The organism is Ruegeria faecimaris (assembly GCF_900182615.1).
Taxonomy (GTDB): domain Bacteria; phylum Pseudomonadota; class Alphaproteobacteria; order Rhodobacterales; family Rhodobacteraceae; genus Ruegeria; species Ruegeria faecimaris.
On sequence record NZ_FXTE01000001.1, the window covers coordinates 939,146 to 959,117 of the forward strand.

Consider the following 19,972-nt stretch of genomic DNA (forward strand, 5'->3'; position numbering starts at 1 on the left):
TCTAAGTCATTGATATTGCTCAATAGCCCAAAAATTGAACACACTTGACCCAAGCGCATAACCCCCTTAGGTATGCGCCGATTTACCCTGCAGGAGAGTCGCGCTATGGCCCAGAACGCCCCGTCTAAGCCCACCGCATGTCTGGCTTTGGCCGATGGAACACTGTTCTACGGGGTCGGTTTCGGCGCCACAGGCCAGACCGTGGCCGAGCTGTGTTTCAACACCGCAATGACCGGCTATCAAGAGATCATGACCGATCCTTCTTATGCCGGACAGATCGTGACCTTCACTTTCCCTCATATCGGAAATGTTGGTGTGAACCCCGAGGATGACGAAACCGGTGATCCTGTCGCGGCAGGAATGGTCGTCAAATGGGACCCAACCGAACCGTCCAGCTGGCGGTCTGCTGAAGAGCTGAAATCATGGCTTGCCCAGCGTGGGCGTATTGCCATTGGCGGTGTCGATACCCGCCGGTTAACCCGCGCAATTCGCCAGCAAGGCGCACCTCATGTGGCATTGGCTCATGATCCTGAGGGCAATTTCGACATCGAAGCTCTGGTTTCGGCTGCGCGTGGCTTTGCCGGGCTTGAAGGTATGGATTTGGCCAAGGAAGTGACTTGTGCGCAAAGCTATCGCTGGGATGAGATGCGTTGGGCCTGGCCAGATGGCTATAAACGGCAAGAGGCCCCAGTACATAAGGTTGTGGCACTGGATTTCGGGGCAAAGCGCAATATCCTGAGATGCCTTGCCTCGACCGGGTGCGATGTCACTGTGCTGCCCGCAACGGCCACCGCGGCTGAGGTTCTGGCCCATAATCCCGACGGCGTATTCCTGTCCAATGGCCCCGGTGATCCAGCGGCTACGGGTGAATACGCAGTACCGATGATCAAAGAGGTATTGGACACCACCGACCTACCCGTATTCGGGATTTGCCTTGGTCATCAGATGCTTGCGCTGGCCCTTGGCGGTCAGACTGTCAAGATGAATCACGGCCATCACGGGGCGAACCACCCGGTAAAAGATCTCGAGACTGGTAAGGTGGAAATAACGTCGATGAACCATGGGTTTGCGGTAGACGCTCAAACCCTTCCCGACGGTGTCGTTGAGACTCATCGTTCGTTGTTTGATGGTTCAAACTGCGGAATCCGCATGACGGATCGACCGGTCTATTCGGTACAGTACCACCCAGAGGCATCTCCAGGTCCACAAGACAGCTTCTACCTGTTCGAGCGGTTCTCGCATGCGATGTCCGCCCGGAAGGCAAAGGCATAATCATACAGCCTTAACGGCCTGTTAACCTTAATCGCTCCACCCTGACGCAGATTACCACGTCTGGGTTGATTGAATGGTTGAACTGAACCTGCAGCATTTCGCATCGGCCGCGCCGATTTCTGCAACGGTGCGCAAGCCTTTGGGGGCTTGCCTGATCGACCGCGGGCTGCTTTCGAACCATCAGTTGCAAAAAGCCCTGCACCTGCAATCCAGACAAAATGTTGCACTGGGCGAAATCCTGGTCGGCGAAGGCTGGGTAGATCGGTCCGAGGTTCTGACGGCGCTGTCTGAACAAACAGGATTGCAGATCGCGGACCTGGATCTGCATCCACCAAATCCGGACCTTTGCAAAACCCGCCCCGCCAGCTTTTGGCTGGATCACAACATCATTCCCTGGATGCGCATCGGTCCCATTCTGCTGGTCGCTACCGCCAATCCCGATCAGTTCGACGCAGTTCGCAAGCAGTTGGCAAAGGAAAAGCAAACGATCATACCCGTGCTTGCCGATGCGGACCGGATCGACGACGCGATCGCCAGCATTTTCTCGGAAAGCCTTGCTGAAAAGGCTGAAACCCGTGTGGCAATAGCTCAGAGTTGCCGGTCCTGGACTCGGCACTCGCGTATTGGGCCGATTGCCATAGTGCTTGGCCTCGCCACACTGTTCCTGGCGCAACCCATTCCGGGGCTGCTGGCTCTGGTCGTATTGGCCGTTACGTCGCTTGTATTATTCCTGACATTGCGACTGGCGGGATTGCTCTCGTTTCTATGTTACAAAGGAAAACGCCACAGTCAGACCGCCACCACGCTTCCTCTTCGACTGCCTCGCGTTTCCATCATGGTCCCTTTGTACAAAGAGCGAGAGATTGCTGGCGCTCTGATCCGTCGATTGCGACGTCTGACATATCCCAAAGCTCTTTTGGACGTCATTCTGGTTTTGGAAGAAACGGATATGGTAACCCGTGCAACCCTGGCCAAAATCGAGCTGCCCTGTTGGATCCGCACGATCGAAGTACCGGCATTAAGCGGGCTGACGACAAAACCGCGCGCGATGAACTATGCGCTGGATTTCTGTCGTGGTGATATTCTGGGCGTTTGGGATGCCGAGGACGCCCCTCTTCCCGATCAGATCGAACGCGTCGTCGGACATTTCACCCAAGCCAGTGAAGACGTCGTCTGCTTGCAAGGCGTTCTGGACTATTACAACCCGCGCACCAACTGGCGGTCTCGCTGCTTTACCATCGAGTATAACAGTTGGTTTCGGGTCATCCTGCCTGGCATTGCCCGGTTGGGACTGGTGGTTCCACTTGGTGGTACAACCTTTTTCTTTCGTCGCGAAAAGCTGTTGGAACTGGGCGGTTGGGATGCCCATAATGTGACCGAAGACGCAGATCTGGGCGTCCGCCTCAGCCGCGCGGGTTATCGGACCGAGATGGTTGATACCGCCACTTTCGAAGAAGCAAACTTTCGGGCCTGGCCTTGGGTCAAACAGCGTTCACGATGGCTCAAGGGCTTTATGGTCACATATCTTGTCCACATGCGCGCGCCGATCCATCTGCTGAAAGAGCTGGGTGTGCTGCGCTTCCTTGGGCTTCAGGCGTTTTTTCTGGGCACCGTCGGACAATTCCTGCTGGCCCCGGTTTTGTGGCTGTTCTGGCTTACCACATTCGGATTGGCCAGCCCGCTGGATCCCGTCATTCCGGGCAAGGTCATGACCATACTGATAGCTCTGTTCGTATTTGCAGAGATCACGAATGTGACCATCGGGATACTGGCTGTCTCTGCCCGTGAAAGACGGTTTCTGATGCCGTGGGTGCCGACAATGCCGTTGTATTTCCCCTTGGGTGTGCTGGCAGCTTACAAAGCCCTTTGGGAATTGGCTATCAACCCGTTCTTCTGGGACAAAACCCAACACGGTCAAGCCAGTGAAGAAGCCTTCGACATGTGACCGTCAGCTTTCGCGACGAACCGCATCCTGCTTGAGACGCGTCATGAAAGCGACCGAGATATGCTCTTTCAACGCACGTTCCGCGGCTTGCTCGTCACGGGCGGCTATCGCCTCGACGATGCCTTTGTGTTCACTTTGCGCGATCTCACCGCGCCCGGAAACCGCAAGCGATGTCGTTGCCATCAAGGCCATTGTGCGGTGCACAAGGTTCAGCTGTTGCACCAAATAGCGGTTGTGCGAGGCCAGATGGATCTGTTCGTGAAACCGCCGGTTCGCCCGAGACAGGGCGTTTGGATTGTCCACCAGCGCATCATCTTCGGCAACCATTTCCTGCAGCACCTTGATCTCTTCCTCGGTCGCGTGCTTGGCGGCCAAACTTGCAGCGAGACCTTCAAGTTCACGGCGAACGACATATAGCTCTGCCATCTGATTGTGGTCCAATGAGGCCACAATCAGCGAACGCCCGTCGCGTTCAAGCAAGGATTGGGTCTCTAACCGCTGCAATGCCTCGCGGATTGGCGTGCGCGAAACACCGAACCTTTCGGCCAGCTCGCTTTCGACCAGCCTGTCACCGGGCTTGTAGATGCCCACATCAATCGCTTCGAGAATAAGGCTGTAGGCGTCGCTGTTGGACTGCTTGGATTGGGGCATCTTTAGTTTTTCTCCTCGTTCGGACATGTCTATCCGTCTGCAGTGCGCACAATCAAGTACTGCATTGAAAACCTGCGCTGCGCGGCTTAAACGGCAGGCATGGTCAAACCTGCCTTCAGCCATGTCTCCCAATGGGTGTTCGATCTGGACAACACCCTGTACCCGCCGCATATGCGCCTGTTCGATCAGATCGAGGTGCTGATGACGGATTATGTGGTCCAGGCCATCGGCGTCGACCGGGCCGAGGCCGACCGGCTGCGATCCCATTACTGGCGCGAATATGGCACCACGCTGGCCGGGCTGATGGCCGAACATGATCTGGATCCCGACCCTTACCTGCATGCCGTGCATCAGGTGGATATGAGCCATATGGACCCGGACGTGGATCTGGCGGCACATATTCGTGCTCTGCCCGGTCGCCGCATTGTCTATACCAATGGCAGCGCGCCCTATGCCGAACGCGTCCTTGCGGCGCGTGGCCTCAGCGGTTTGTTCGATGCCATCTATGGGGTTGAGCATGCGGGATACCGTCCCAAACCCGAAAAGGCCGCATTCCAGGCCATCTTTGCGCAAGACGGAATCAAGGCAGAAAAAGCGGCCATGTTCGAAGACGATCCGCGCAATCTGGCGGCCCCGCATGAGATGGGGATGCGCACAGTTCATGTCGCGCCCGAACCGCACATGGCCGATCACATCCACCATCATACAGACGACCTGACCGCCTTTCTGGCCCGCCTGCGATAGGCTGTCACACTGCGACGATCTGCACGTACTGCGACCCAGGCGCCGCCCCTATATCCCAACTGCGACGAACAGAACGGAGACCCAGATGTCCGCAATCGAAATACCCCCGCGCTCACCCATCTGGCAGCGCCTGCTATTTGCTGTTCCTCTGTTTGGCTGGATGGCGCGCGATGCGGCCGATGCAGATGGGGACGACTGGTATTACACCGCCGCCGCCATCTTCAGCATGTGGGGCTGTTCAGTGATGCTGTTTGGCTTGCCGGGCTTGTATATCCCCGCCGTCGTGATGGTGCCCGTGATATTCCTGATCCTCATCCTGATCTCGCGCGGCTGACCTGCGAGACAGGATGTCACTTGGCGCGGGAAGTCGAACCGCTCTAGGGTCGGCTCAGAACCAAAGAGGGCGCCATGAACGACCAGTGTGACATCCTGATTTCCGGCGGCGGAATTGCCGGTTTGACCGCAGCGGCGGCCCTTGGCGCGGCTGGATTCAATGTGGTCTGTGTTGATCCTACCCAACCTGTGACCCAGCGGGACGTGGACGGATCGGATTTACGGACCACCGCGTTTTTGCAACCAGCCCACGGTCTTTTGGAACAATGCGGGCTGTGGGAAAAACTCGACGCGCATGCCGCCCCTCTTCAGATCATGCGGATTGTGGATGCAGGCGGCGATGTGCCCGAGCCGCGCGTTGTGCGCGACTTCAATGCCGCGGATATCTCGGACCAGCCCTTTGGTTGGAACCTGCCAAACTGGCTCTTGCGGCGTGAAATGGTGGCCCGTCTCGCTGAACTGCCCAATGTCGATTTTCGCCCCGGAACGGGCACGGTCAGCTTGTTCACCCGTACAGCCGAAGCCCGCGTTGGCCTGAGCGACGGGACGCGCATCCGCTGTAAACTGGTGATCGCCGCAGATGGTCGCAACTCGCCCATGCGAGAGGCCGCCGGGATCAACGTGCACACCACGCGCTATGGGCAAAAGGCGTTGGCCTTCGCGGTTACACACTCGATCCCGCATCAGAACGTCTCGACCGAGATTCACAGGTCCGGCGGCCCGTTCACGCTAGTTCCCCTGCCCGACTGGCAGAGTCAGCCCTCGTCCGCGATTGTATGGATGGAGCGTGGCCCGCGCGCGGTAGAGCTGTTGAACACCGATCCGGAAAGCTTTGAAGCGCTGATGACCGAACGGTCCTGCGGGTTGTTCGGTCCGTTGAAACTGGCTTCACGCCGAACAATCTGGCCGATCATCAGCCAATCGGCAGAGCGCCTTTCGGGCGAACGCGTGGCCCTGATGGCCGAAGCCGCCCATGTCGTGCCCCCCATCGGTGCGCAGGGGCTGAACATGTCCTTGGGTGATCTGCGATGCCTGCTGGATTTGGCACAGGCCCGTCCCGAGGGCCTGGGTGACGCGCAGATGTTGGATGCCTATCACAAAGCGCGTCATACCGAGATCGAGGCCCGGGTCAAGGGTATCGACCTGCTGAACCGCGCCTCGATGATCGAAGCGCGGCCTTTACGGGACATACGTGCAATGGGGTTGAACGCGCTGTATTCGCTGCCGACCGTGCGCAAGACGCTGATGCAGATGGGCCTCGGCGTCCGCTAAAGCCCGATGGTCACAAAACCTGGTCCAGCACGCGCTTTAGACGCGCGATTGTGCCGTCAACATCGTACAGCTTGTCCAGACCGAACAGGCCCAGACGGAAGGTGCTGAACCCGTCTGGCTCATCACATTGCAAGGGTACACCAGCAGCGATCTGCATGCCCAGGGCGGCGAATTTGCTGCCGTTCTGGATATTGGGATCCGAGGTATAGCTGACCACCACACCCGGCGCACCAAACCCATCGGCGGCGACAGAAACAATGCCCTTATCCTTCAGCATTGCCCGTACACCGTCCCCCAATGCCCACTGGGCGTCACGCAGTTTGTCAAAGCCATAGTCTCGAGTCTCAGCCATCGTGTCGCGGAAGGCTTTCAGCGCATCTGTTGGCATCGTGGCGTGATAGGCGTGACCGCCATTTTCATAGGCTTGCATGATCTGACGCCATTTCTTCAGGTCGACGGCAAAACTGTCCGAAGTCGTCTCCTCCAGCCTTGCCTCAGCCTGTTCGGACAGCATGACAAGACCCGCGCAAGGCGATGCGCTCCACCCTTTCTGAGGGGCCGAGATCAGGACATCCACACCCGTCGCCTTCATGTCCACCCATGCGCAACCCGAAGCGATGCAATCCAGAACCATCAGCGCCCCAACCTCGTGGGCTGCGGCTGCCATCGCCGAAATATAGTCGTCGGGCAGAATGACCCCGGCCGCTGTTTCGACATGCGGCGCAAAGACCACATCCGGGCGCCCATCGCGGATCGTTTCGATGACTTCCTCGATCGGAGCAGGCGCAAATGGGGACGTTGCCGAGTTGCCGGTCTGGCGCGCCTTCAGAACTGTTGCCGACGCTGTCAACCCACCGGACTCGATGATCTGGCTCCACCGATAGGAAAACCAGCCATTCCTGACCACCAGAACATTGGCATTGCGGGCAAACTGGCGCGCGACTGCTTCCATTGCATAGGTACCACCGCCCGGGATAACGGCCACACCGTCAGCGTTGTAAACGCCTTTCAGCATCTCAGAGATGTCGCGCATCACATGCTGAAACTGAACCGACATGTGATTAAGCGAGCGATCGGTGAAGACGACCGAAAACTCCTCTAACCCATTGGGGTCAATTTTGTCCAAAAGCGGGGGCATTGGTATTCCTTTCAAATTCCACGAAACGAGCGGGTGTTCGCAACTTCGCTCACTGCCTCTCAGTTATTACTGAAAATTGACCCAACGGAACCCGTTTTCCTAAGAAAATTTTAACGCCTCAAAGGCCCTATCGACAACTAATGACGCCAAACAGTGTCAGCAACCCTTTACACCCCTACGTGTTTCTGACCAGATACATACACTTTGGAGAAGAAAGGTATTTTCACTCGTGACTGCGCATAAGCGGATCAGTTTTCAGTTTGTACGTGACGAAGTAAAACGACGAATAGAAACCAGAGTTTGGCCACAGGGGTCGGTGCTGCCGACAGAAACCCAGTTGGCAGAAGAATTTAATTGTGCCCGTGCCACGGTGAATCGTGCTTTGCGGGAACTGGCAGATCAGGGCTTCGTTGAAAGAAAACGTAAAAGCGGAACGCGGGTCAAAAAAGAACCCAGCAAACACGCAAAACTGGAGTTTTCCCTGACCCGACTGGATGTCGAGGGGCAGAACTCCACCTATCGTTATGCGCTGGTCGAGCGTAATATCGTCTCCAGCCCCGGATGGCTTGCCTCTCAGTTAAGCGTCTCGCAAGAAGCGCGTGTTTTGCATATTGTCTGCATGCACTATGCAGACAACCGGCCGTTTCAACTGGAAGAGCGCTGGATCAATATCGATGCAGTTCCAGAAGTGGAACATGCTGACCTCGACACCAAAGGCCCGCATGAGTGGCTGTTGCACGCCGCCCCCTTCACCGATGCTGAGGTCGCCTTTTGCGCGATTTCGGCAGATGGACGGCTGGCTGAATTCATGGGGACAACCTCGGGGACGTCCATGATCCAATTAGAGCGCACGACATGGAAAGACGGGCAGCCAATTACCTTTGCGCGCATGACACATCATCCCGGATATTACATCCGTACCAGGTACTAAAACGGGCCTAGCCGATAGGCCCGGGTAGCCTCTCTTCGCTCAGCAATACATTGGCTTCGACATCTCCGGCCCCGGGCAAAGTCATTATCCGGCGGCGCAGAACACGTTCAAAGTCCGAGAGATCCCGTGCCACGACGCGCAAACGGTAATCATAGAGGCCCAACACATGTTCAACGGTTTGAACCTCGGGGATCGCACTGACGGCGCGTTCGAAATCTTCAAGGCTGACCTGACCTTTCCGCGCTAACTTGACCCCCAGAAAAACTGTCACCCCAAACCCCAACGCTTCTGCATTCAAACGCAGGTGGCGCCCCTTTATGATCCCCGTCGTTTCAAGTCTCCGGATACGGCGCCACATCGCGGGCTGAGACAGGCCAAATCTACGCCCCAAGGCACCCGCGCTTTGCGTTGCATCCTGGATCAGAGCGCGCAGAATTTTGCGGTCGAGCTCATCCAATTCGGTCATAGCGGCAGCACCTCATCGCTTTTGACCCGCGCGATATGCATCAATGCCTCGATATCTGCGATATGCGGTAAAGTCAGGATACGGTCACGATACAGCTGCTGGTAATGTGCCATATCCTTGGCAAGCACAGATAAGCGCACATCCACACGGCCCAAAAAGGTCTGAATCTCGATCACCTCGGGAACCTCACGCGCGACACCCATGAACTCGTCAAATGCACGCGGTTGGGTCTTATCCAGCGTCACCCGCAATGAAACCTCGACCGCATATCCCAATGCGGCCCAGTCAATGATCGCCTCTTGGTCTTGAATAATCCCGGCCTCTTGCATTTTTTCGATACGCCGCCAGCAGACACTTGTGCTGATACGGCAAAGCTCGGCCAACTCAGCGGTTGTCAGCGTCGGGTCGGCCTGGAAATGACGCAGAAGCCTGCGGTCAACATCATCAAGCATGATTTTTTCTTTTTTCCGAATTTTTAAGAATATATACTCGATGTTCAGGTGATTTTTCAAGGATAACAGTATCGCTATCCTTGGAAAACCACCGTAAACCCACAGCAATCGAAACAGAAAGGACCAGCATCATGCGCGTCTATTATGATCGCGATTGCGACATCAACCTGATCAAAGACAAAAAAGTGGCCATCCTGGGTTATGGCAGCCAGGGTCATGCACACGCGCTGAACCTGCGCGACTCGGGCGCGAAGAATCTGGTCGTTGCCCTGCGCGAAGGCTCGCCTTCGGCTAGGAAAGCCGAAGCCGAAGGCCTGGCGGTCATGGGCATTGCAGAAGCGGCAGCCTGGTGTGATGTCATCATGTTCACCATGCCCGATGAATTGCAGGCCGAAACTTACAAGAAATACGTGCATGACAACATCAAGCCGGGTGCTGCGATTGCGTTCGCCCACGGCCTGAACGTTCACTTTGGCCTGATCGAACCGAAAGCAGGCGTCGACGTCATCATGATGGCCCCCAAAGGCCCCGGCCACACCGTCCGTGGTGAATACACCAAAGGTGGCGGCGTTCCCTGCCTTGTGGCTGTTGACACCGACGCAACCGGCAAAGCGCTGGAAATCGGTCTGTCTTATTGCTCGGCCATCGGTGGCGGTCGTTCGGGCATCATCGAGACCAACTTCCGCGAAGAATGCGAAACCGACCTGTTCGGTGAACAGGCGGTTCTGTGTGGCGGTATCGTCGAGCTGATCCGCTGCGGCTTTGAAACTCTGGTCGAGGCTGGTTATGCACCCGAAATGGCCTATTTCGAGTGTCTGCACGAAACCAAGCTGATCGTAGACCTGATCTATGAAGGCGGTATCGCCAACATGGATTACTCGATCTCGAACACTGCTGAATACGGCCAGTACGTCACTGGTCCGCGCATCCTGCCTTATGAGCAGACCAAGAAGGCAATGAAAGAGACCCTGTCGGACATCCAAAGCGGCAAGTTCGTACGCGACTTCATGCTGGAAAATGCTGTGGGTCAACCCACCATCAAAGCCTCGCGCCGTTCCAATGACGAGCACCAGATCGAAGTGGTCGGCAAAAAGCTGCGGGACATGATGCCCTGGATTTCGGCCGGTAAACTGGTCGATCAGGAAAAGAACTGATCCTATCGTGACGCCGCCCCCCGGGGCGGCGTCATTCATTTAATGGGCGTCAAAAATTTCTATCGACGGCCCGCCAACAATATCCACATGGGTATACATCGGGTTCGAATGCTGCTCGAACCGCACCGGCTTGTCGACAACCACCGAGGGCCATTTCCCGGGCTTCTGACAGAGGAAGATGTTGAGCAGCAAATGGCTGGGATTGATCCCCTGCGGATTGGCGATAACCAACATGGGCTCGACCCCTGGATTACCAACCGTGACAATGCCCGTCACAATCAACCTAGCGGGCCCCGGAGGCATCTTGTTGTTCCAAGCATACCAATCTCGTGAAGCCACATCGTCTCCGGGCTGGCAAACAGCATTCACTTCTTTGTAGTCCATAATTTATCTCCAAATTCTTTTTCCAATACCCCTACAATACCACACTCGCAGCTAATTGTGACGAAGCAGGCAATACCATGAGCGAACCCTCTGAAATCACCAACAAAAACTGGCTTATGGTCGCTGTACTTGGCTTCATCTGGGGCGGCACATTTATGGTCGTCGCCATCGCGCTCGAAGGGTACGGGCCCGTCACAGTAGCAACAGCACGCACGACTCTGGGCGCGCTGACCCTTATACTGCTGATGGGGGCGACGGGTCGCAAATTGCCAACAACCATGCGGGGCCTTTGGCCCTCAATCATCGTGATCGGCATTCTGTCGACGGCCCTACCTTTTTTGCTGCTCAGCTGGGGCCAGCAATATGTTCCGTCCGCCTTTGCGGGCCTGTCGATGGCGGCCATCCCGTTGATGGTGTTGCCACTGGCACATTTCTTTTCGGATGAACCCCTCAACGCGCGGCGTTTTGTTGGCGTATCACTTGGATTTGCAGGCGCGCTGGTTCTGATTGGCCCTGGCCTTGCACAGCTTGGTCAAGGTGCGGAACCACTGGCACAGCTGGCCTGTATTGGTGCTGCACTGTGCTATTCCTGCGCTTCTATATTCACGCGCAGATGCCCTCCGGTCGATCCGGTTGTTCTGGCTGCGCTCACTTTGCTGGTCGGCGCGGCGATCTTGTTGCCCATCATGCTGGTAACCGAAGGGGTGCCAAATTGGCATGGCGCACGGCCTAGCCTCGCCATAATCGCATTGGGCCTTGTTCCGACCGCCTTTGCCACGTTGCTGCGCGTCTCGATTATTCGCAGCGCCGGGTCTGTTTTTCTGACGCTGGTCAACTACCAAGTTCCGATATGGTCGATGGTGTTTGGCGCGTGGGTTCTGTCCGAGGCATTGCCGATACGGTTTTACGTTGCTCTAGCGATGATCCTGACCGGGCTAGCGATCAGCCAGTGGTTCAGCCTGCGCAGAATGCTGGCCGGTCGCTAGCCTGCAACCGCCGCGACCTCAGCAACGATACTGTCAACGACTTTGGCCAACAGCTGATCATCTTCACACTCCGCCATGACGCGGATCAGAGGTTCAGTGCCGGATTTACGGATCAGTAATCGGCCTTTTCCTTTCAGACGCTCTTCGGCATCCGAGATTGCGGCTTTCACACCAACTGTTTCCAGCGGGGCCTGCCCCTCGCCATAGCGCACGTTCTTCAACAGTTGCGGTACTGTTTCGAACTGAACCGACAGTTCGGATGCGTTGCGCCCGGAATGTACCATTTCAGCCAGGAAATGCAGGCCCGCCATGAGGCCATCGCCTGTGGTGGCATAATCGCTCATGACGATGTGGCCAGATTGTTCACCACCCAGGTTGAAATCTCCTTCACGCATCCGCTCGACTACATAGCGGTCGCCTACGGCCGTTCGTTCAAGCCTGAGCCCCTGCGAACCGAGATGGCGTTCGAGACCAAGGTTGGACATGACTGTCGCGACCAAAGCGCCGCCGCGCAAGCGGTCGGCCTTGGCCCAAGAGGTCGCTAACAACGCCATCAACTGATCGCCGTCGGCCACGTGTCCGTGCTCATCCACGATCACAACCCGATCGGCATCACCATCCAGGCAGATCCCCACATCGGCCCCGTGCGCCACCACCGTTTCAGCTGCTAGCTGAGGTTTGGTCGAACCGCAATTCAGGTTGATATTCTTACCGTTAGGAGAGGTGCCTACAGGAATGACCTCGGCCCCAAGTTCCCACAAAACTTCGGGCGCAGTACGGTGCGCGGCGCCATTGGCGCAATCCACCACCACTTTCAAACCGTCCAGCCTAAGATCGCGGGATAGCGAAGATTTCACCCGCTCGCCATAGCGAAACCGCGCATCGTCTACCCGGCGGGCCCGACCGATATTTTGGGCCTGCGCAGGCTTAACCCCTTCTTCGATCAGCCGTTCGATTTCAATTTCCGCCTGATCCGACAGTTTGAAGCCATCAGGCCCGAAAAACTTGATCCCGTTGTCTTCGGCGGGGTTGTGACTGGCCGAGATCATCACGCCCAGATCGGCGCGCATTGACCGCGTCATCAGGCCGACAGCCGGCGTTGGAACTGGTCCCAGCAGCAAAACATTCATCCCGGTCGAGGTCAGCCCCGCCGTCAGCGCGTTTTCCAGCATATACCCAGACAGGCGCGTATCCTTGCCAATAACAACACGGTGCACGCCGGATTGGTCACGGCGGAAGTACCGCCCAACCGCGGCCCCTATGCGCAGGGCCATCTCAGCCGTGATCGGATGCGTATTGGCGGTGCCACGCACCCCATCGGTTCCGAACAGCTTGCGCATTGGTATCTCTCCGTAAATTCTTGCTTGCGACCGGATTACCGGACGGCGGCCCATAGACGCAAGGCCTGAGCGGTTTCAGCGACGTCATGAACACGCAGGATCTGCACACCCTGTGCCAATCCGGCCAGCCCCACGGCGATGGATCCCGGCGCACGCGCGTCTTTGCGGGGCTCTTTGCCTATCTGCCCGATAAACCCCTTTCGGGATACGCCCAGCAGGATCGGACACCCCAAACAGTGAAACAGGCTGAGATTCTGCAGAAGGATAAGATTGTGCTTTTCGGTTTTGCCAAATCCTATGCCAGGGTCGATAATGATCTGGTCCCGGCTCATGCCGAGGTCTTCAAGAAAACCAACCTGCCCATGTAGGAAGTCATAAACATCCAGCAAAACACTGTCGTAAGTCGGGTCGTCCTGCATCGAACCGGGATCGCCCTGCATGTGCATCACGCAGACAGGGGCCCCAACCTGGGCACAGAACGGCGCAAGGTCCGGGTCGAAGGTAAAGCCCGAGACGTCATTGATCAGCCCTGCCCCGGCTTTCCAGGCGGCTTTGGCGACGGCGGCTTTGCGGGTGTCTATGGAAATCAGCGCATCGGTGGCCGATCTGATCGCTTTGATCAGCGGTTCGGTACGGGCGATTTCCTCGTCTTCAGGAACAAAACTTGCGCCGGGGCGTGTCGACTCGCCTCCGATATCAAGAATACTGGCGTCCTGCGCGACCATGTCCCGCGCCGCAGCCTGTGCCGCCTCGACCGAGTTATGCACCCCGCCATCCGAGAAACTGTCCGGCGTGGCATTGAGGATGCCCATGATCTGGGGCCGATCCATCGCAACGCCAGAAATAGCGGCCCGTGGACGTGTCAGCCGATCCAGCACATCGCCGGGAACCTGCGCAGCCGGGAGGATGCGCGCGGCTGCGGTCCGGCTGAGGCGTTCGACATGGGTGAACCACAGCCCCTGACCGGCCAAGGCGACCGCCCCCTCGGGGCGCGCCTCACCATGCTGAACCAAAGGGCGGTAGTAAGCAGTCACAGGGTCGCCTGATCCACCGGCACAGCGCGCAGCGGAATCTGCGGCGAGTCCGGCAGGGCGCCTCCGAAAACCAACAGCTCACTTGCTTCGAAAGTCGCGGCAAACCATGCCGCCAAAGCGACCGCGTCAGAGGGTGCGGCAGATGGCCCATCCACCGCATCAAGAACGATCTTGGACGGTGCCCAAACGCAAATCTGTCCGTTCTTCATGGCCCAATCCAATTCAGTCCGCGTGGAAACGACGACACAGCGCAGGTCACGCGCGGCCAATACCCAGGCGTTTTGCTCGATGGCTAAAAGGTCGATCCGGCGTTGTGTCATGGCGTGCCCCGTTTGTGAAACGGCCATATCCGCCGCCCCAACGCATAGGATCAAGGGACGTTTCCGGTTCTCCAACTGGTCGATCCAACCGGTCAGATTGTCCGAAGCGATTGCTTCGTTTGACAGGAAGGCCAAACGCGGGTGCGGACGCTCTTCCTCGACCAGATCGTGGTGAGTTGCATCTTTACCGCGCACGATCTCGACGCCCAAAGCGCCGGGTCCTCGGTCCAGTTTTTCTATTCTGACAAAAGCTCTTACGGCCTGAGGCTCAAGCAAAATTCTTTCCGCAATCCGATCTGCCAGAGTTTCCAGCAGGTTCAACCGCTCGGCTGACAGTTCAAAGGCGATAGCCTCGGTCACACGATCATATGACAAAATGCGATCAACATCATCGTCAATCGGATCGGTCAAAGGGCGCACTTCGACAACGATATTAAAGCAAATGCGTTGCGTCGTTCCGCGCTCGGCCTGAAAAGCGCCAATTTCGACCTCGACAATATGGTCCCGCAGAGAAATGCGATCCAGAGGTCCCCGCGTGGCTGTCGCTTCGGACCGCTCGGAGGGGTGCGCAAAGGCAAGACGGATTTCAGAACTCATGCGGTTGACCCTTTGGGCTTGGTGGACTTTTCGGACCTATTTACACATTGCAGGCCCTATAACACTGCAACAAGCGCCATTCCAGTCTTCGAATGCGGCGTCAGCTGACGCGAAACCAGCTCATCATTCCCGATGCTGAATGACCCAGCATATGGCAGTGTAACAACCAGTCGCCTGGATTGTCAGCAATCAGCGCGATTTTATGGGTCTGACCCCGCCCTATCAGTATTGTGTCGCGCCAGGGGCCCAGCGTGCCGTCATCCAGGATGATGCGGAAATGGTGCCCATGCAGGTGCATAGCGTGGGGAAACGCCGTTTCATTGACAAACTCAATCTGATGAGCACTTCCCAATCGTGCATCCAGAAACGGCTCATCCGGTCGATCAGAATAGCCATTCAATGCCCAAAACCTCCCGAGTTGGGCCAATTCACGGCCTGATAGCTCGGTCTCGCCCAAATTGGCGGAATCCAGCCAGCGCATGGCCCCGCCTTGCAGCGTCATGCGATGGATCGGTGCGTCGTCCAGCCGAACCTTAGGCATCTCATTTGCTGGCAAAGGGCGGATTCCAGTCCTGTTTGCCGCCGCCTGACCGGCCACCGCAAGCCGAACCAGACCGAAGCTGTCACCGCGTTCTTGACTTACAAGCCCGGCAATCTGACCCTCATCACTTTGCACATCCACGATCAGATCCATCCGCTGAGCAGGTGCAAGCGGGACGTTCCCGGAAACCGGCAAAGGGTCAACCAGAGGCATTCCATCCAAAGCGACGATCCAACCTGTCAGACCATCCAGCCCCAGATCGAATATCCTGGCATTTGCCGCATTGATCAGCCGCAGCCTCAGGCGCGCGCCGCGCGCCACTGCATATTCTGGATCAAACTGGCCATTAACTGTGACGAGATTGCCCAAACGCCCGGCGTGGCTGAGGTCGTGCTGGTTATCAAAATCTTCTACGATCTGCCCGGTTTCCGGGGCCAACCTCCAGTCGTCCAGGACAAGGGTCAAATCCTGATCCACATCAGGCAGATTATCTTCTTCGACAATCAATGGGCCGTAGAGGCCACGCGCAACCTGCTCCATGGATCGGTTATGGGCATGATACCAATATGTCCCCGCATCCGGGACCACAAAGTCATAGGTAAAACTGTGGCCAGGCTGAACAGCGTCCTGCGTCAGACCCGGAACTCCGTCCATTGCATTGACAATCCGAATGCCATGCCAGTGGATCGTAGCGGGTTGGGGCAAATCGTTTACCAATCTGCGCCGGACGCTTTGCCCTTTGCGCAGGCGAATTTCTGAACCGGGCACATTTCCACCAAAGGACCAAACCGAGGTCTCGGAGTACCCGTCAGGGGCCAGCTGTCGGGAGACGATCTGGGCAACCAAATCATCTATTGCGGCATGCACTGCCTTGGGCAACAGCAACATTGCTGTACCGGATTGCAAAATCTGTCTGCGTGATAACAACAATACGGGCCTCCTTGGCCCGCAATCTAAACCGATTTTCGTCCCGCGCCAGTAGGGTTCCAGCGCGGGTGCGTCAATCAGTTACTCGCCGTCTGATAGTTGTGACGGTAGAAAATATGGACACCGATACGCGCGGTTTCCTTGTAGACCTTGGCCCAAGACGGGCGCACTGCGGTCGTGTGATAATGCGTAGCCCCTTCGGTCAGCTTTTTGGCATCCCCGTCGATGGCTGTACGCGCAACTTTTGCCACACGCTCATAGGCCTTCTTTTCACGGATCACTTCCTCTTGACCGTCACAGGTATAGGTGAACTGGCACTGGTATTTCTTACCTGTGCCCTGATTGATCACACCACACAGCGTGTCGGGAAAGCGGCTGCTGGCAACACGGTTGAGGATAACCTCCGCCACAGCAAACTGACCGCGCACACCTTCGCCGCGCGCTTCAAAGTACAACGCCTCGGCCAGGCACTTGAACTGTTCACCTCCGGTGGCGGTGGGTTGCTCGTCCAACCAGCTCTTGGAGTAGGACACTTCTTTCGACTCAGGCTCCTGTCGGGGCTTGAACAAATTCAGATAATCGCGAAAATTCTGACCGGGCAGTTCGCTACGGGCGACCAGCTCACGTTTCGCAGTATCGGTTGCTTCCCTCTCAGCGAAGGACACACTAGGCAGCATGGTTGTCGCCATAACGGCAACAGCCAGAATATATCTTAGCATCAGATAACCTCGCACAGGCACATTCTGCGCCATACCCTCCCCCGGCGGGCGCGATGAGGCTCATACCGAATTGAATCGGAAACGTCCAGATCAGAAGAAGATGCAAGTGGAAAATCGCCGTAACGTCAAAATAAGTTGACGACGGCTACCTTCTTTACCCACTAATCCTTGGGTCGGCAGTTACTGTCAACCCCCAAGTCTGGACGAAATCGCCAGTTGAGCGGCAGCCAGCCGAGCGACAGGTACCCGGAAGGGTGAACATGACACATAGTCGAACCCCAAATCCCGACAAATTGCGATTGATTCGGGGTTTCCGCCATGTTCGCCACAGACCGACAGGGTCACGTCCGGCTGAACCCGGCGTCCGCGTTCAGACCCCAGCTTCAGCAATTCCCCTACACCATCGGGATCTAGCACGTGGAACGGATCCTCGGCGAAAACACCCTGACGCACATAAGCAGACATGAAGCGACCAGCGTCATCACGAGACAATCCGTAGGTCATTTGGGTCAAATCATTGGTGCCGAAGCTAAGGAACGCAGTTTGTGGAGCGATTTCGTCCGCCCGCAGGCAGGCACGCGGCGTTTCCACCATGACCCCCAGCCGATATTCGAACTCTTGCCCTCGTTCAGCGGCTACCGACGCCGCAACCGTGTCTATCCGAGATTTGACAAGCTCAACCTCGCGCTTGGCCGAAACCAGCGGTATCATCACCTCGGGGACCACCAGAGCGCCCTCTTCGCTGGCCTCAAGCGTCGCCTCAAAGATTGCCCGGGCCTGCATATCATAGATTTCCGGCACCGTGATGCCCAGCCTGACGCCGCGCAATCCCAACATCGGATTATATTCGGTCATCTCGGCGACACGGCGTTCCACATCCGAAACCGGCAGATCAAGTGCCTCTGCTAATTCACGCTGGCCACTGCGAGTCGTGGGCAGGAACTCATGCAACGGCGGGTCGAACAGGCGGATACAGACCGGTTGACCTTCCATAATTCGAAAGAGTTGCACGAAATCTGCGCGTTGCATCGGAAGCAGACGTTCCAGAACCGCCGCACGACCGGAAGAGGTTTGGGCAAAGATCATTTCGCGCATCACGATCAGGCGGCCGGGATCAAAGAACATATGTTCCGTCCGGCACAGGCCGATCCCTTGTGCCGAAAAGTTCCGAGCGGTCTGCGCATCCGCAGGCGTATCGGCATTGGCGCGGATCTCAATATCACGTTCGGCGTCTGCCCAGCTCATAAGCGTCTGAAAACAATCGTCTAGCGCCGCCTCAAGCATCGCGGGTTGCCCCGCCAGAACCTGCCCCGAAGTTCCGTCTATCGTCAGCTTGTCGCCCGTTTTGAAAACGCGGCCATCCTGGGCTGTCAACATCTTCTCTTTGGTCTGAAACCGCATTTCAGAGGCGCCAACGATGCAAGGCAGGCCCAAGCCGCGACCGATCACGGCCGCATGGCTGGTCATCCCACCCTTTTCGGTCAGAACAGCCACTGCGGCGTGCATTCCCCGGACATCTTCCGGGGACGTCTCTCGGCGCACCAGAATACAGGGCTCGCCCCGCGCGGCACTGGCCTGCGCCTCGGCCGCAGTAAACACAAGCTTTCCGGTTGCCGCCCCTGGACTGGCTGCAATGCCTGTGGTCAGCACATCACGGCGCGCGTCGGGGTGAACCTGCCGGTGCAGCAACTCGTTCAGAGAATGCGGATCGACCCGCATCACCGCCTCTTGCTGAGGAATGATGCCATCCTCGGCCAACCGAACGGCAATCCGCATGGCAGCACGGGCACTGCGCTGCACGCGCACACCGTCCAGAATGTGAACGTGCCCATTTTCGATGACGAATTCGACCTGCATTTCCTCACGCAGCTTTTCGCGCATGATTGCAGCATGTGCCTTGAGTTCCGCGAATGCCTTGGGCGCAACTTCCTCAAGCGACTTACCACGCGGATCCTTTTCCAGATACAGCGCAGCGACCCCCTCGCCCAACGCATCGCGACCCTGGCTTTGGCTGAGGTAACGACCGGTTATCTGCTGCAGCCCTGTTGTCGGATCAATCAGTTGCAGAACGCCGGACCCGCATTCGCCCTGCCCCACACCCGGGACCATCTCCTGAATGACCAGACCCAGACCTGCATCCGCTGGCGCACCTTTTGCCTGGCGTAACAGCCGGGCTGAGGTTCCATCCCATGCCCGCGCCATCGAACGCAGAACCGCAACCAGCTGCTCACCACGATCCTGTGGGAAGGGCTCGTCGGTCTCATCCTCATAGGCCCGCAACGACTGGCGCAGACCTTCCAGCCCATCGGCCTCGATGTCGTCAAACACATCCGCATCCAGACGCGCCACATGAATGGCATAGCTTTGAACAAAGCGCAGCGACAGTGCGGCCGCGGCCTCGTTCCCCATCTCGTCTGACAGATCCACATAGCGCGCATCATTCATACCGATGTTGAGGATTGCCCCAGGCCCGCCCCAATCGGGGTCCTCGGAACTTGGACGAACACATAGCAGCGCCGCCTCGTCGAACTGTTCGAGAATAGCCGCAATGTCGGGCACCTGCCCGCCGGCGATCCGCTGCACTGCATCAAAGGACAATGCAACCGTTCGTGGTACGGGAAAATCCAGCCGAACCAGGCGCTGCAGGCATTTCGCGCGCCCGCCATGAGTATTCGCCGCTACGGGCGCTTCGGCTGTGATCAGAGTGGTATTCGGGTTATTCTGCACTGCGGCACCTTTTGGTTTCACCGCAGCATAGGCCCCTGC

Annotated in this window: 19 protein-coding genes; 8 read left to right on the plus strand and 11 right to left on the minus strand. The window is 57.3% G+C overall.

Annotated features, from left to right (window positions below):
* Nucleotides 1-105: 105 nt before the first annotated feature.
* Complete coding sequence (gene carA / locus FN806_RS04625; RefSeq protein ID WP_142634484.1) at nt 106-1,272, plus strand: glutamine-hydrolyzing carbamoyl-phosphate synthase small subunit; 1,167 nt, start codon at nt 106-108, stop codon at nt 1,270-1,272.
* A gap of 73 nt (nt 1,273-1,345) precedes the next feature.
* Entirely contained in the window at nt 1,346-3,217 is a 1,872-nt protein-coding gene (locus tag FN806_RS04630) for a glycosyltransferase (RefSeq protein ID WP_142634486.1), read from the plus strand.
* A gap of 3 nt (nt 3,218-3,220) precedes the next feature.
* On the opposite strand, the gene FN806_RS04635 is transcribed toward FN806_RS04630, so the two are convergent.
* A complete protein-coding gene (locus FN806_RS04635; protein ID WP_142634488.1) occupies nt 3,221-3,868 on the minus strand; it encodes a GntR family transcriptional regulator in 648 nt (215 codons plus the stop codon).
* 99 nt (nt 3,869-3,967) lie between these two features.
* Between FN806_RS04635 and FN806_RS04640 the strand changes: the two genes are divergently transcribed.
* The 3 genes from FN806_RS04640 to FN806_RS04650 all read left to right on the plus strand — a co-directional run bounded on the left by FN806_RS04640 (nt 3,968) and on the right by FN806_RS04650 (nt 6,217).
* Nucleotides 3,968-4,612, plus strand: a complete 645-nt coding sequence (locus FN806_RS04640; RefSeq protein ID WP_142634490.1) for a pyrimidine 5'-nucleotidase — start codon at nt 3,968-3,970, stop codon at nt 4,610-4,612.
* Nucleotides 4,613-4,697: 85 nt separating this feature from the next.
* Nucleotides 4,698-4,946, plus strand: coding sequence for a hypothetical protein (locus tag FN806_RS04645; protein ID WP_142634492.1), 249 nt, complete (start codon nt 4,698-4,700; stop codon nt 4,944-4,946).
* 74 nt (nt 4,947-5,020) lie between these two features.
* Nucleotides 5,021-6,217, plus strand: a complete 1,197-nt coding sequence (locus FN806_RS04650) for a UbiH/UbiF family hydroxylase (protein WP_142634494.1) — start codon at nt 5,021-5,023, stop codon at nt 6,215-6,217.
* Between the two features lie 10 nt (nt 6,218-6,227).
* On the opposite strand, the gene FN806_RS04655 is transcribed toward FN806_RS04650, so the two are convergent.
* Complete coding sequence (locus FN806_RS04655; protein WP_142634496.1) at nt 6,228-7,355, minus strand: aminotransferase class V-fold PLP-dependent enzyme; 1,128 nt, start codon at nt 7,353-7,355, stop codon at nt 6,228-6,230.
* Nucleotides 7,356-7,584: 229 nt separating this feature from the next.
* Here FN806_RS04655 and FN806_RS04660 point away from each other — a divergent pair, with 229 nt between their 5' ends.
* Nucleotides 7,585-8,286 carry a histidine utilization transcriptional repressor HutC gene (locus tag FN806_RS04660; protein WP_142634498.1) on the plus strand — a complete coding sequence of 234 codons (702 nt, stop codon included), beginning with the start codon at nt 7,585-7,587 and terminating at the stop codon, nt 8,284-8,286.
* 7 nt (nt 8,287-8,293) lie between these two features.
* On the opposite strand, the gene FN806_RS04665 is transcribed toward FN806_RS04660, so the two are convergent.
* Nucleotides 8,294-8,752 carry an Lrp/AsnC family transcriptional regulator gene (locus tag FN806_RS04665; protein WP_142634500.1) on the minus strand — a complete coding sequence of 153 codons (459 nt, stop codon included), beginning with the start codon at nt 8,750-8,752 and terminating at the stop codon, nt 8,294-8,296.
* Nucleotides 8,749-9,204 carry an Lrp/AsnC family transcriptional regulator gene (locus FN806_RS04670; RefSeq protein WP_142634502.1) on the minus strand — a complete coding sequence of 152 codons (456 nt, stop codon included), beginning with the start codon at nt 9,202-9,204 and terminating at the stop codon, nt 8,749-8,751. The genes FN806_RS04665 and FN806_RS04670 overlap by 4 nt, the downstream gene beginning before the upstream one ends.
* Before the next feature lie 131 nt (nt 9,205-9,335).
* Between FN806_RS04670 and ilvC the strand changes: the two genes are divergently transcribed.
* A complete protein-coding gene (gene ilvC, locus FN806_RS04675) occupies nt 9,336-10,358 on the plus strand; it encodes a ketol-acid reductoisomerase (protein WP_142634504.1) in 1,023 nt (340 codons plus the stop codon).
* A 39-nt stretch (nt 10,359-10,397) separates the two neighbouring features.
* Here ilvC and FN806_RS04680 read toward each other — a convergent pair whose 3' ends face one another.
* A complete protein-coding gene (locus FN806_RS04680; protein WP_142634506.1) occupies nt 10,398-10,742 on the minus strand; it encodes a hypothetical protein in 345 nt (114 codons plus the stop codon).
* A 77-nt stretch (nt 10,743-10,819) separates the two neighbouring features.
* Between FN806_RS04680 and FN806_RS04685 the strand changes: the two genes are divergently transcribed.
* Nucleotides 10,820-11,728, plus strand: a complete 909-nt coding sequence (locus FN806_RS04685; RefSeq protein ID WP_142634509.1) for a DMT family transporter — start codon at nt 10,820-10,822, stop codon at nt 11,726-11,728.
* On the opposite strand, the gene glmM is transcribed toward FN806_RS04685, so the two are convergent.
* The 6 genes from glmM to FN806_RS04715 all read right to left on the minus strand — a co-directional run bounded on the left by glmM (nt 11,725) and on the right by FN806_RS04715 (nt 19,954).
* Nucleotides 11,725-13,068 carry a phosphoglucosamine mutase gene (gene glmM, locus FN806_RS04690; protein WP_142634511.1) on the minus strand — a complete coding sequence of 448 codons (1,344 nt, stop codon included), beginning with the start codon at nt 13,066-13,068 and terminating at the stop codon, nt 11,725-11,727. The genes FN806_RS04685 and glmM overlap by 4 nt on opposite strands.
* Before the next feature lie 35 nt (nt 13,069-13,103).
* Nucleotides 13,104-14,102, minus strand: coding sequence for a dihydropteroate synthase (gene folP, locus FN806_RS04695; protein WP_142634513.1), 999 nt, complete (start codon nt 14,100-14,102; stop codon nt 13,104-13,106).
* On the minus strand, nt 14,099-15,019 hold the full coding sequence (locus tag FN806_RS04700) for a dihydroneopterin aldolase (protein WP_142634515.1): 921 nt from the start codon (nt 15,017-15,019) through the stop codon (nt 14,099-14,101). The genes folP and FN806_RS04700 overlap by 4 nt, the downstream gene beginning before the upstream one ends.
* 100 nt (nt 15,020-15,119) lie before the next feature.
* Nucleotides 15,120-16,448, minus strand: coding sequence for a multicopper oxidase family protein (locus tag FN806_RS04705; protein ID WP_246097140.1), 1,329 nt, complete (start codon nt 16,446-16,448; stop codon nt 15,120-15,122).
* A 116-nt stretch (nt 16,449-16,564) separates the two neighbouring features.
* Nucleotides 16,565-17,239 carry a cell wall hydrolase gene (locus FN806_RS04710; protein ID WP_246097141.1) on the minus strand — a complete coding sequence of 225 codons (675 nt, stop codon included), beginning with the start codon at nt 17,237-17,239 and terminating at the stop codon, nt 16,565-16,567.
* A gap of 153 nt (nt 17,240-17,392) precedes the next feature.
* Nucleotides 17,393-19,954: a putative PEP-binding protein gene (locus tag FN806_RS04715; RefSeq protein ID WP_142634519.1), complete on the minus strand. Its 2,562-nt coding sequence runs from the start codon at nt 19,952-19,954 to the stop codon at nt 17,393-17,395.
* Nucleotides 19,955-19,972: the final 18 nt, after the last annotated feature.

What these genes read in the sequence shown, in the direction of transcription:
- carA (WP_142634484.1), top strand. Translation starts at nt 106, where the DNA reads ATGGCCCAGAACGCCCCGTCTAAGCCCACCGCATGTCTGGCTTTGGCC.
- FN806_RS04630 (WP_142634486.1), top strand. Translation starts at nt 1,346, where the DNA reads ATGGTTGAACTGAACCTGCAGCATTTCGCATCGGCCGCGCCGATTTCT.
- FN806_RS04635 (WP_142634488.1), bottom strand. Translation starts at nt 3,868, where the DNA reads ATGCCCCAATCCAAGCAGTCCAACAGCGACGCCTACAGCCTTATTCTC.
- FN806_RS04640 (WP_142634490.1), top strand. Translation starts at nt 3,968, where the DNA reads ATGGTCAAACCTGCCTTCAGCCATGTCTCCCAATGGGTGTTCGATCTG.
- FN806_RS04645 (WP_142634492.1), top strand. Translation starts at nt 4,698, where the DNA reads ATGTCCGCAATCGAAATACCCCCGCGCTCACCCATCTGGCAGCGCCTG.
- FN806_RS04650 (WP_142634494.1), top strand. Translation starts at nt 5,021, where the DNA reads ATGAACGACCAGTGTGACATCCTGATTTCCGGCGGCGGAATTGCCGGT.
- FN806_RS04655 (WP_142634496.1), bottom strand. Translation starts at nt 7,355, where the DNA reads ATGCCCCCGCTTTTGGACAAAATTGACCCCAATGGGTTAGAGGAGTTT.
- FN806_RS04665 (WP_142634500.1), bottom strand. Translation starts at nt 8,752, where the DNA reads ATGACCGAATTGGATGAGCTCGACCGCAAAATTCTGCGCGCTCTGATC.
- FN806_RS04670 (WP_142634502.1), bottom strand. Translation starts at nt 9,204, where the DNA reads ATGCTTGATGATGTTGACCGCAGGCTTCTGCGTCATTTCCAGGCCGAC.
- ilvC (WP_142634504.1), top strand. Translation starts at nt 9,336, where the DNA reads ATGCGCGTCTATTATGATCGCGATTGCGACATCAACCTGATCAAAGAC.
- FN806_RS04680 (WP_142634506.1), bottom strand. Translation starts at nt 10,742, where the DNA reads ATGGACTACAAAGAAGTGAATGCTGTTTGCCAGCCCGGAGACGATGTG.
- FN806_RS04685 (WP_142634509.1), top strand. Translation starts at nt 10,820, where the DNA reads ATGAGCGAACCCTCTGAAATCACCAACAAAAACTGGCTTATGGTCGCT.
- glmM (WP_142634511.1), bottom strand. Translation starts at nt 13,068, where the DNA reads ATGCGCAAGCTGTTCGGAACCGATGGGGTGCGTGGCACCGCCAATACG.
- FN806_RS04700 (WP_142634515.1), bottom strand. Translation starts at nt 15,019, where the DNA reads ATGAGTTCTGAAATCCGTCTTGCCTTTGCGCACCCCTCCGAGCGGTCC.
- FN806_RS04705 (WP_246097140.1), bottom strand. Translation starts at nt 16,448, where the DNA reads ATGTTGCTGTTGCCCAAGGCAGTGCATGCCGCAATAGATGATTTGGTT.
- FN806_RS04710 (WP_246097141.1), bottom strand. Translation starts at nt 17,239, where the DNA reads ATGGCGCAGAATGTGCCTGTGCGAGGTTATCTGATGCTAAGATATATT.